Source organism: Methanoculleus sp. UBA291, from assembly GCF_002499755.1.
Classification (GTDB): Archaea; Halobacteriota; Methanomicrobia; order Methanomicrobiales; family Methanoculleaceae; genus Methanoculleus; species Methanoculleus palmolei.
Genome location: NZ_DANC01000034.1, coordinates 17,307 through 26,274 on the forward strand (window position 1 = coordinate 17,307; position 8,968 = coordinate 26,274).

The following is an 8,968-nucleotide window of genomic DNA, read 5'->3' on the forward strand; positions in this document are numbered from 1 at the left end:
GGTTCAATCGACCCGCTGACCCGGCTCGTGATCACGAACGCGATCTACTTCAAAGGAACCTGGGTCGAACGGTTCGACCCCGCCGAGACAATGGAGGAGGAGTTCCGGGTCGGACCGAACGAGACGGTGACCGTCCCGATGATGCACGGGAAAACCATCTATCCCTACGCAGAGACCGATACCTTCCAGGCGCTCGAGATGCCGTACGCGCACGGGAACGAGACCGAACTCGCGATGCTCGTCCTCCTCCCCAGAGAAGACAACCTGACGGCTGCGGAGGAGAGTCTCGATGCAGAGAAGGTTATGGACCTGCGAGAGTCCCTGACCTCCCGGCAGGTCGAGGTCTTCTTCCCGAAGTTCACACTGGAGACGGAATACGGCCTCCCCCCGACGCTTGCGGCGATGGGGATGTCCACGGCGTTTGACGAGGATGCCGCCGACCTCTCGGGGATGGACGGCACGAGAGACCTCTTCATCACCGGGATCTTCCACAAGGCGTTCGTCGACGTGAACGAGGAGGGCACCGAGGCCGCGGCCGCGACCGGCGTTGTGGCGGGGGGAGGCGGCATACGGTCGGAGACCCCACCCGTCTTCCGTGCGGACCACCCGTTCGTCTTCCTCATCGTCGAGAAGGACTCCGGGACGGTCCTCTTCATAGGAAGGGTCGTCAACCCCATAAGTCCGTGACGGGCGCGGAACGGGGGCTGCTCTCCCCCCCTCCGCCTCAAGAGCGCGATTGGCGACGATATCGCGGCCGGGAACGCTCCCCGGGCGTTCTCCCTGAAAAAATCACGAAGACCGGAGCCGGGAGAGTATCCGGAGTTTCTTTGCAAGCGCCGCGTCCGCCGCCCGCCGGACCCCGGCCTTCATCTCCTCGAAATCTCTTTTGTTCTCGTCCACGACCTTTTTGACCGGGGTGTAGGCCGACTCCCGGAACCGGGGCGAAAAGTCCCGGATCTCGCCGCCGACCGAGAGGACCGACTCGGGCTTTCCCGTTTCAACGTAGCCGACCTCGCGCATGGCGACCCCTGCGGACTCCACGACCCGCTGGATCTCGGGCGCAACCTCCGGCGGCGCGACGACCAGGAGGGCGTCGAGGGAGACGCCCAGGTAGTCGATCTCGAGGGCGTCGAGCATCGCGAGGACTTCCGGCTGGACGAGCGTGCGGAGTTCGTCCTCCACGACGACGATCCGGCAGCCGGCAGTCTCGGCCATCTCGTAGGCGTCGCCCCGGAGCCCGCCGTTCGTGACGTCGGTCATGGCGTGGATGGCGGGGAGGACGCTATCCGCAAGGAGCGCCTCGCAGGCCTTGAGGAAGTGGAGGTTGATCGTCGCATCGACCACCTCCGGGAACCCGGAGTAGATCGCAGCGGTGGCGATCGTCCCTCCGCCGGCGCCCTCGGTCATGAGGAGAACGTCCCCCGGGGCGATCTGTTTTCTCGCGGTGAGGTGCCGGGCGACGCCGACGGCGCCGACGCAGCCCGTCATCCGGGAGCCGAGGACCATGTCCCCGCCGATGCGGAGGGTGGAGCCGGTCACGAGCGGGACGCCCATGGCTTCCCCGACGGCGGAGACCCCCGCCGTGTAGTCGAATATCTTTGCGACGTCGCCGTCGTCGGCGACGTGGATATCGGAGAGGAGTGCGACGGGTTTTGCGCCCATCACGTAGACGTCCCGGAGCGTCGCCCGGGTGACGTGGAACCCGGCGAGGAAGGGGAAGTCGGAGAGGCGGGAGTGCATCCCGTCGACGGTGGCGATGATGTAGTCGCCTTCAGCACGGACGGCTCCGGCGTCGTCCATCTCGTCGACGCCGACCGCGGCGTTCGTCCGGCCGATGATCCGGGCGAGCTGCCGGTGGGCGAAGAAGTCCCCGGACCCCCGCGACCCGACGCCGAACTCACCCATCGTCGAGCCGGAAGGCTCGTAGACAAAGAGGTCGCCGGAGAGCCCGGTCGAGTTCTTCGCTTCGGCAAGGACCGCCCGAGCAAATGCCCGGGCATAGGCGGGGGTTATGCGGTTATGCTTGACGGTAAGAACGTCCTCTGCGAGAAGGCGCACGATCTCGTCGTCGGGGGTGCCGGCGGCAAGGTGCCGTCGGCTGATCTCTTCTACATCCATTGTAGAAGTGATCGGTGCAAAACCACATAAAGGGAGAGGCAAAGATTCAAACGGGTCCGGGCCGAACGTTGAAGGGTTAGTGGGTGTGCAGATGATCGCCGCATGTTCTATCGCCGGTTCCGATTCGGGGGGCGGAGCGGGCATCCAGGCCGACTTGAAGACATTTACGGCGCTCGGGGTCTACGGGCTGACGGTCGTAACCGCGGTCACAGCCCAGAACACCCGCGAGGTGCGGGGGACCTGGACGCTCCCGTCGGACGCGGTGCGGGCTCAAATCGAGGCGGTCGCCGACGGCTTCTCCGTCGGGGCCTGGAAGACCGGGATGCTTGCCGACGCCCCGGTGGTCAGGACGGTCGCGGAGGCCCTGCCGGAGGGGGCCGCGCTCGTCATCGACCCGGTGATGGTCTCGACGTCGGGCCACCGGCTGCTTGCGGAGGATGCGATAGCGGACCTCGCGGAACTGCTCATCCCCCGGGCGGCAGTCGTCACCCCGAACCTTCCGGAAGCGGAGGTGCTGGCGAGGATGCGGGTTACGACCCTCGAAGATATGGAAGAGGCCGGACGGCGGGTCCTGGACCTCGGGGCCCGGGCCGTGGTGGTGAAGGGCGGGCACCTTGCCGGCGACGCGACGGTCGACCTCTTCGTCGACCGGGACGGGGTGACGGGGGGTTCCGGGCCGCGCTACCCCCATTCGGTGCACGGGTCCGGGTGCTGCTTCTCGGCGGCGCTCACGGCACACCTTGCCCGTGGAATGGATGCGCGCCATGCATTCGAGGCGGCCCGGGAGTTCATCGATACGGCCATCCGGGAGGCTACGGGAGGTCCCGGACCCATCAGGATTGTCAATCCTGGAGGAACAATTCTTCGGGGGGATTGAAATAACATTTCATCATTCCGGCAATATTTTACCTATTTTTTCCAATTCGTTTCCAGGATTGTTCTTTTTTATCACCAGTCTAAATCCCGATAAAAACCCAATATTGCTGACATTATCCATTAGAAATGAAAAAAAACCATATGATTGTACGAACAAAATACGGTAAATTAATAACTGGTTGTTTGTAATTACTCTTAGAATGGATGAGATTGACGATGCGATACTCCGGGAGCTGCAGAGAGACGGGCGGATGTCTATGGCAGAACTTGGCTCGATGCTGGGTATTGCACCGTCGACGGTCTTCAAACGCATTGAGAAACTGAAGAACGCCGGTATCCTCGAGCGGTTCACGATTGTCGTCAACCAGAAGTGTTTCGAGCACACGCTGGTTGCTTTTCTGAATGTCAGGGTTCACCCGGACGGAAAACAGGAAGTCGAGGAGTTCATGCAGGACCTTCCGTACATCCTTGAACTCTATGAGGTGCTTGAGCCCGGGGACTTCTTCGTCAAGGTCCGGGTACAGAACATATCCGAGCTGAAGCGGAACGTTCTCGTCCCTCTCTCCAGCCTCCGGGGCGTGGAGGATATTCAGACGATCATCTCGGTGAGAAAGATCAAGGAACAGACATAGGTGGAACTGAATGCAAATTATGCAGATTGAGACCATGCAGCAGATGCTCGCGATTGTGACGCTGCTCCTCGGGGCGCTTCTGATTGCCGTCATCTTCAACGCCTACCGGATCGTGCGGCAACCTACCCTGCTCCTCTTCATTTACGGGCTTTTTACGCTGATCATGGGGATCACGTTTGCGGACCTGGTGAGCATCTTCACACCCGATGCCTTTATCGTCGCCTGGTCGGCGGTCTTCTCCCGCATCGTGGTCCTCCTCGGTCTCTGTGTGATGGCTTACGGAATCCTGAGAGGGTAATATGCGTACCGGTACTTCGTTTGCACGGGACTGGCAACTGATCAAGGTAGCCCGGTCTCTGCGGCGCCACGACGTTACCGGGCCACTCGTACAATGCCTCCTCCGCGACGCCTCCCCGGACCTTGTAGCGCGGGTCACCGCCATCGCCGGGCGGCTCGGTGAGAGGGATGGAACGGCGCTCCTTGCCCACACCGAGGAGCGGTTCGATCCCCCCACCCTGATGGAGGGGCTCCTCCTGACCTGGGGGGTCCCCTGCGAGCCGAGAGATTCCACCGACGGGGGCGTGACGATCACCATCAGCGGCGACGGTGCGGCGACGGCTATCCGGACGACCTTCGCGGACGAGCGGGTGGCCGTGCCCTATCTCGCCGGCTATGCCCGGGCGCTCCAGAAGGATGCGGTGCTCGAGCCCGGCAGCGGTAGCGGGATGACGATCCGGTTCCCGCCCTGCGATGAGTGAGGCGGGTTCCCGCCCGACGACGTCCTGCTCTCTTATCGTCTTTCGGAACGCTTTTGCAAACAGTTATCTCTCCGGCACGTCAGGTTACTGGTGAAGCATTTGTCGAACGAGGGATGCACATGGAGATGGAATGTATGCGGACATGCCAGAGTTGCGGGATGCCGATGGGTGCGGAGGGCGATTTCGGAACGGAAGCGGGCGGCACGCCCTCGACGGAGTATTGCGTGTATTGTTACCGGGACGGGGCGTTCACCGAGCCCGACATCACCATCGACGGGATGGCGAAAAAATGCGGGGCGATCATGTCGGAGTTGTACTCAATTCCTCCGGAGAAGGCGGTGAACTTTTCGAAGGAACAACTCTCGTGCCTGAGGAGGTGGGCGGGAAGGGAGATTGCATCCTGCGGGAGCTGCGGGATGCCCCTTGTCCGGGATGAGGACGCCGGGACGGAGGCGGACGGGTCGCGGAGCACGAGTTACTGCACCTACTGCTACCGGGACGGGAGGTTCACCGAGCCCGACCTGACGCGGGAGGAGGCGGTCGGGAAGTATGCGCCGATGATGGCCTCACACCTCGAGATACCGGTCGATAAGGCAACGGAGATGGTGCGGCGGTACCTCTCGACGCTGCCGCGGTGGCGGGAGTAAGGTTTCAGGTCCCGGGTGAACTCTTATATCTCTCCCCGTCCCACCATCGATACAGGAGGAAGGGAGCGTGAGTCTACGTGCCGGGCTGCTTGAAAGAAGGGAAGAGATCCTCGCGGTCGCAGCCAGACACGGGGTCCGGCGAGTCAGGATCTTCGGGTCGGTCGCACGGGGGGAGGAGACTCCGGCAAGCGATCTCGACCTCCTCGTCGAGTTCGAGCCGGGGAGGAGCCTCCTCGATCACATCGCTCTCGCTCAGGACCTGGAGGATCTGCTCGGCCGCAAGGTCGATGTGGTGACTGAGAACGGGTTGCACTGGTATATCAGGGACCGCATCTTCCGGGAGGCCGTGCCGCTGTGAAGGACGAACGGCTGTATTTCATCCATATACTTGAATCAATCGACAGGATAGAGAGTTACACCCACAAAGGGCGGGACGCGTTCATGGGCTCCCCAATGGCACAGGACGCGGTGATCCGGAACTTTGAGATCGTCGGCGAGGCCGTAAAGCAGATCCCGGATTCCTTGAAGATGGAGTATCCGGATATCCCCTGGCGCCGGATCGCCGGCCTCCGTGACGTTCTGATTCATCAATATATGAGTGTGGACTTAGACGCCGTGTGGGCAATTGTTGAAGAAGAACTCCCCGAATTCAAGCAGACGGTTGCCGATATCCTCGCCAGACTGAAGGATCATTGACCCCGGCACATCTCCAGGCCGGAGCGCCCCGCTCATACCGCGGCTCCGGAGACCCGGACCCTGTCGATGATCAGGTCTTCTTCCGGCGGAACACCCCGACCTTCCCGACGTAGCGCTTCCACGTGCCCTTTGATCGTTTCTCTGCTGTTCTCCAGCGTCTCCTCGACCGTCTCCCCCGGGAATAGCGTCCGGAAAGCGCCGGAACTTCCGCCCAGAGCCCCCTCTTCAGCTCGTCGGATTACAACAGTAGATTCCATTTTTGACGCCCCGAGTACCTCAGAGACCGCATGCAATACCACATCTTGCCTGTCCCGGTCGGCTCTTAATTCTGTGTAATGGACCGGTGCCTCGTCAAGTTTCCGAAGGTGGCCGCGGTTCTCTTCGTACCGAGCCATACCGGGCCCTCGTGAGCGGGACCCGGTCGAACCAGTTAAGCGTACGGATCGGGGCGATCTGCCCCCACTGGATAACATCTATATGTTCCGGACCAATGTAAATATTACAGGATATGAACCCGGGAACCGATCTCTCTACCCAACTCATCCAGAAACGGGACGAAATTCTCTCTCTTGCACACCGGAGGGGAGCAAAAAACGTCCGGGTTTTTGGGTCGGTTGCACGAAACGAAGCCCGGACGGACAGTGATATTGATACCCTGGTCGATCTGGACCCCGACCGGAGTCTTCTCGATATGGGCGGTCTTGCCATGGATCTCTCCCGCCTGCTCGGTCACCCGGTCGATGTTGTGACCGAAGCAGGACTCCGAGAACGTATCCGTTCAAGGGTCTTACGAGAAGCGCGACCCTATGAGAGACGATCGCGAACGGATACTGGATATTCTCGAGGCTGTCGAACGGATTAGAGAGTGGCAGCCCGGGACCGTGAGTACTTCTACAATGATGAGCCGGCACAGCGTCCCGGGTGATCTACCATCTCCAGATCATCGGTGAGGCCGTACGGGGAATATCTTCGGAGTTCAGGGCTGCAAACCCCGATATCCCGTGGTCGGATATCATCGGGATGAGGAACGTCCTTATCCATCACTATTTTGGGATCGACCGGAATGCGGTCGAGCACGATGGCGTCGAAATCGAGAGGCGCTATGGAGGTTGAGCACGGGTGACACGAAAGAATGAGCAGCACGACGCGCGGGTTGGAGACACGGCGCTACGACCGGTCAACCCAAAAGACACCGGCTCTCAGGAACCGGACATCTCCTCGCTTCTTATCGATGTTCGCGACCTGATCTGCACGGCAAAGAGCCGCTGCTCTGACTGCGGTGAATGTAGAACTGGTCCTGCTGTACTGGCATATCGGCGGCCGAATCCATAGGGATATCCTCGGGGAACAGCGTGCTGCCTACGGGAGAAAGATAGTCTCGACATTGTCGCGAGAATTGGTAGCAGAGTACGGACCGGGATACAGCGACAAAAATCTCTGGCGGATGATCAGGTTTTCCACCCTGTTTCCATCGGGGATCGGGAGACTTCACGGCCGGAACTAGATCGATTCGGCAGAGGCCTTCCGCCGGGCTCGTCTCCCGGGGCGGCAGCTCCCGGATTGTGGTGTCAGTGACTCCACAATTCCACGTTGTGGGAGATCTACTGACGTCCTGCCTGTTCGTACACCCGGAGGAACTCTGCCCGTGGAATTCCTGCCTAGCGTGCGGATGGCTCGCAGGGTCGAGCCCTTGAGTCTCGCGTGGTTCAGCATCGTGAGCGGCGTCGTTGTGCCGTCCGGGTTGTCGCGAACGAGTGCGATGTGATTGCCCGTCCTGACGACCTGAAATCCAAACTTCCAGAGTTTTGAGCACCTTCCTCTGCGGGGCGTCGTGCGGGAACTTCATCTAGATGGCGACCTCGGCAACGAAGGTCTCCGTACTATCGTTGTTCTCAAATGCACTGTCCCCGAAGGTTTCGATGTGGAACCGGATGGCGGACTTTACCTCGGCAAGCGCCTCATCGTAGGTGTCCCCCTCTGCGATGACAGCCCCTTTCAAACCCAGGGGGTAGGCAACATAGCCGTCCGGATGCTTCTCAACGATGGATCTTCAAGGTCTTCATGGTCTCATCCCTCCTGTAGTGACGTGCAACCGGAACACAGGCGGTTCGTCCCGGTCTCCCGTACTCCTGTATATGCAAACAGAGGGTAAATGCTCTTCTGTCCCTCGATGCCATCCCCGGATATCCCCGCCCGGGCTCCGGGAGAACCCCTGCCAGCACGTCCGTAAACCGGCCGGGTTCCCCGGAACACCCGCCTACCGGCTCCGGGTGGGCCAGTACCGGGTCATTCTCACGATCGAGGACGAATACCTCCTGATCCTCGTGCTGGAGGCGATGGTTCGAGAACCGGAGCTTGAGAAACCCGAAAGGGTTTCGAGGCGGGACACCGGAGCAGCATCTACCGGTAGGAGGCGATCAGAAAGATGGCTCGTCCGTATGATCTTCCGCACAGATCCGCTCTGCACAAACGACAAAATCCGTCGCCTTGGCGATGACCGAGACCACCTCTTCCCGCATAATGTTCCGGCAGATCGTGTAATCCACCTCCTCCCGGAGTTCTTCGATCAGGTTCAATGCCCGTCCGTGCTCTCGAGCGAGTTCACCGGTCTTGACGTATTCCGAACCGATCGCCGAGATCAATCCGGTATGAGTCTTTGGTTCTATGCCTTTTCGGCGCAGAAGAGCAAGGGCTGCAAGATACATCGCATAGTAGGCCCGATTGATTGAATCTTCGTAATGCCCCTCAGTGCAGAGGATACGTGCTGCATCGAGGCGCTGGTGCGATTTGACAAAAAGCGCCGTTATGACAGACCGATCATTCACTTAAACCGCCACGCCGTCATGAAGAACATGCCTGATGAAGGGGTACTGCCGGTGCGCTGCAACATCGGCCCGGGAGATGACCTTGACCGAGAGCCGCTCACCGGAGAGCATCAGCAGGTCGAAAGCAAGTCCTGTGAGATATTCACGAAGGCGAAAATCTTCCCCGGATGTAATCACAAGGATATCGATATCGGAGTCCGGCCGATCGTCCCCCCGCGCCACGGAACCGAAGAGTATGATCTCCTCTATTGCATCGCCGCACACTTCTCGTGCCTTTGCCGCGAATTCATGGACGACCGGTCGCTTGACCGAAAGCATACGGTGAGTAGTTGTGAATGCAGGGCCATAATGATTACTGATCGAAACTTCACGGCCGGAACTACCCCGGCTCGGCAGAGGCTTTCCCCCGGGCTCGA

General features: G+C 60.5%; 15 protein-coding genes and 1 pseudogene. 11 read left to right on the top strand and 5 right to left on the bottom strand.

The genetic code is table 11. The features are described 5' to 3' along the window. Positions 1–687 (top strand): serpin family protein (locus BP737_RS08310; RefSeq protein ID WP_292408504.1); only part of this gene is annotated, 687 nt, incomplete at its 5' end. A gap of 102 nt (positions 688–789) precedes the next feature. On the opposite strand, the gene BP737_RS08315 is transcribed toward BP737_RS08310, so the two are convergent. Then, positions 790–2,118, bottom strand: a complete 1,329-nt coding sequence (locus BP737_RS08315) for an AIR synthase-related protein (RefSeq protein ID WP_342686109.1) — start codon at positions 2,116–2,118, stop codon at positions 790–792. Between the two features lie 79 nt (positions 2,119–2,197). On the opposite strand from BP737_RS08315, the gene thiD reads away from it, so the two are divergent. The 7 genes from thiD (at position 2,198) to BP737_RS08350 (ending at position 5,727) form a co-directional block, all read left to right on the top strand. Further along, positions 2,198–2,995 carry a bifunctional hydroxymethylpyrimidine kinase/phosphomethylpyrimidine kinase gene (gene thiD, locus BP737_RS08320; RefSeq protein WP_342686110.1) on the top strand — a complete coding sequence of 266 codons (798 nt, stop codon included), beginning with the start codon at positions 2,198–2,200 and terminating at the stop codon, positions 2,993–2,995. Between the two features lie 199 nt (positions 2,996–3,194). Next, complete coding sequence (locus tag BP737_RS08325; protein ID WP_292408513.1) at positions 3,195–3,626, top strand: Lrp/AsnC family transcriptional regulator; 432 nt, start codon at positions 3,195–3,197, stop codon at positions 3,624–3,626. A 19-nt stretch (positions 3,627–3,645) separates the two neighbouring features. Next, entirely contained in the window at positions 3,646–3,924 is a 279-nt protein-coding gene (locus BP737_RS08330; RefSeq protein ID WP_292408517.1) for a hypothetical protein, read from the top strand. A 1-nt stretch (position 3,925) separates the two neighbouring features. Then, entirely contained in the window at positions 3,926–4,384 is a 459-nt protein-coding gene (locus BP737_RS08335) for a hypothetical protein (RefSeq protein WP_292408520.1), read from the top strand. 134 nt (positions 4,385–4,518) lie between these two features. Then, a complete protein-coding gene (locus BP737_RS08340) occupies positions 4,519–5,031 on the top strand; it encodes a zinc ribbon domain-containing protein (protein ID WP_292408522.1) in 513 nt (170 codons plus the stop codon). Between the two features lie 67 nt (positions 5,032–5,098). Then, positions 5,099–5,389 carry a nucleotidyltransferase family protein gene (locus BP737_RS08345; RefSeq protein WP_342686111.1) on the top strand — a complete coding sequence of 97 codons (291 nt, stop codon included), beginning with the start codon at positions 5,099–5,101 and terminating at the stop codon, positions 5,387–5,389. Continuing rightward, positions 5,386–5,727 (top strand): DUF86 domain-containing protein, encoded by a 342-nt coding sequence (locus tag BP737_RS08350; protein ID WP_292408528.1) that lies wholly within the window; start codon positions 5,386–5,388, stop codon positions 5,725–5,727. The genes BP737_RS08345 and BP737_RS08350 overlap by 4 nt, the downstream gene beginning before the upstream one ends. 32 nt (positions 5,728–5,759) lie before the next feature. Here BP737_RS08350 and BP737_RS08355 read toward each other — a convergent pair whose 3' ends face one another. After that, positions 5,760–6,122, bottom strand: a complete 363-nt coding sequence (locus BP737_RS08355) for a type II toxin-antitoxin system HicB family antitoxin (RefSeq protein ID WP_342686112.1) — start codon at positions 6,120–6,122, stop codon at positions 5,760–5,762. A gap of 113 nt (positions 6,123–6,235) precedes the next feature. Here BP737_RS08355 and BP737_RS08360 point away from each other — a divergent pair, with 113 nt between their 5' ends. The 3 genes and pseudogenes from BP737_RS08360 to BP737_RS14795 form a co-directional block, all read left to right on the top strand. Beyond that, positions 6,236–6,589, top strand: a complete 354-nt coding sequence (locus BP737_RS08360; protein WP_292408533.1) for a nucleotidyltransferase family protein — start codon at positions 6,236–6,238, stop codon at positions 6,587–6,589. A gap of 59 nt (positions 6,590–6,648) precedes the next feature. After that, complete coding sequence (locus BP737_RS08365) at positions 6,649–6,840, top strand: DUF86 domain-containing protein (protein ID WP_292408536.1); 192 nt, start codon at positions 6,649–6,651, stop codon at positions 6,838–6,840. Positions 6,841–6,994: 154 nt separating this feature from the next. After that, positions 6,995–7,231, top strand: a pseudogene (locus BP737_RS14795) (DUF1016 N-terminal domain-containing protein); the annotation flags it as partial. A 342-nt stretch (positions 7,232–7,573) separates the two neighbouring features. Here BP737_RS14795 and BP737_RS08370 read toward each other — a convergent pair. The 3 genes from BP737_RS08370 to BP737_RS08380 all read right to left on the bottom strand — a co-directional run bounded on the left by BP737_RS08370 (position 7,574) and on the right by BP737_RS08380 (position 8,870). Next, on the bottom strand, positions 7,574–7,726 hold the full coding sequence (locus tag BP737_RS08370) for a type II toxin-antitoxin system HicB family antitoxin (protein WP_292408539.1): 153 nt from the start codon (positions 7,724–7,726) through the stop codon (positions 7,574–7,576). Between the two features lie 418 nt (positions 7,727–8,144). Next, entirely contained in the window at positions 8,145–8,552 is a 408-nt protein-coding gene (locus BP737_RS08375; protein WP_292408542.1) for a HEPN domain-containing protein, read from the bottom strand. Beyond that, a complete protein-coding gene (locus tag BP737_RS08380; protein WP_292408545.1) occupies positions 8,553–8,870 on the bottom strand; it encodes a nucleotidyltransferase domain-containing protein in 318 nt (105 codons plus the stop codon). It lies immediately after the preceding gene. Between the last annotated feature and the right edge of the window lie 98 nt (positions 8,871–8,968).

Coding starts and splice junctions, on each gene's coding strand:
- BP737_RS08325 (WP_292408513.1), top strand. CDS start 3,195: ATGGATGAGATTGACGATGCGATACTCCGGGAGCTGCAGAGAGACGGG.
- BP737_RS08380 (WP_292408545.1), bottom strand. CDS start 8,870: ATGCTTTCGGTCAAGCGACCGGTCGTCCATGAATTCGCGGCAAAGGCA.
- BP737_RS08340 (WP_292408522.1), top strand. CDS start 4,519: ATGCGGACATGCCAGAGTTGCGGGATGCCGATGGGTGCGGAGGGCGAT.
- BP737_RS08315 (WP_342686109.1), bottom strand. CDS start 2,118: ATGGATGTAGAAGAGATCAGCCGACGGCACCTTGCCGCCGGCACCCCC.
- BP737_RS08360 (WP_292408533.1), top strand. CDS start 6,236: ATGAACCCGGGAACCGATCTCTCTACCCAACTCATCCAGAAACGGGAC.
- BP737_RS08330 (WP_292408517.1), top strand. CDS start 3,646: ATGCAGATTGAGACCATGCAGCAGATGCTCGCGATTGTGACGCTGCTC.
- BP737_RS08335 (WP_292408520.1), top strand. CDS start 3,926: ATGCGTACCGGTACTTCGTTTGCACGGGACTGGCAACTGATCAAGGTA.
- BP737_RS08355 (WP_342686112.1), bottom strand. CDS start 6,122: ATGGCTCGGTACGAAGAGAACCGCGGCCACCTTCGGAAACTTGACGAG.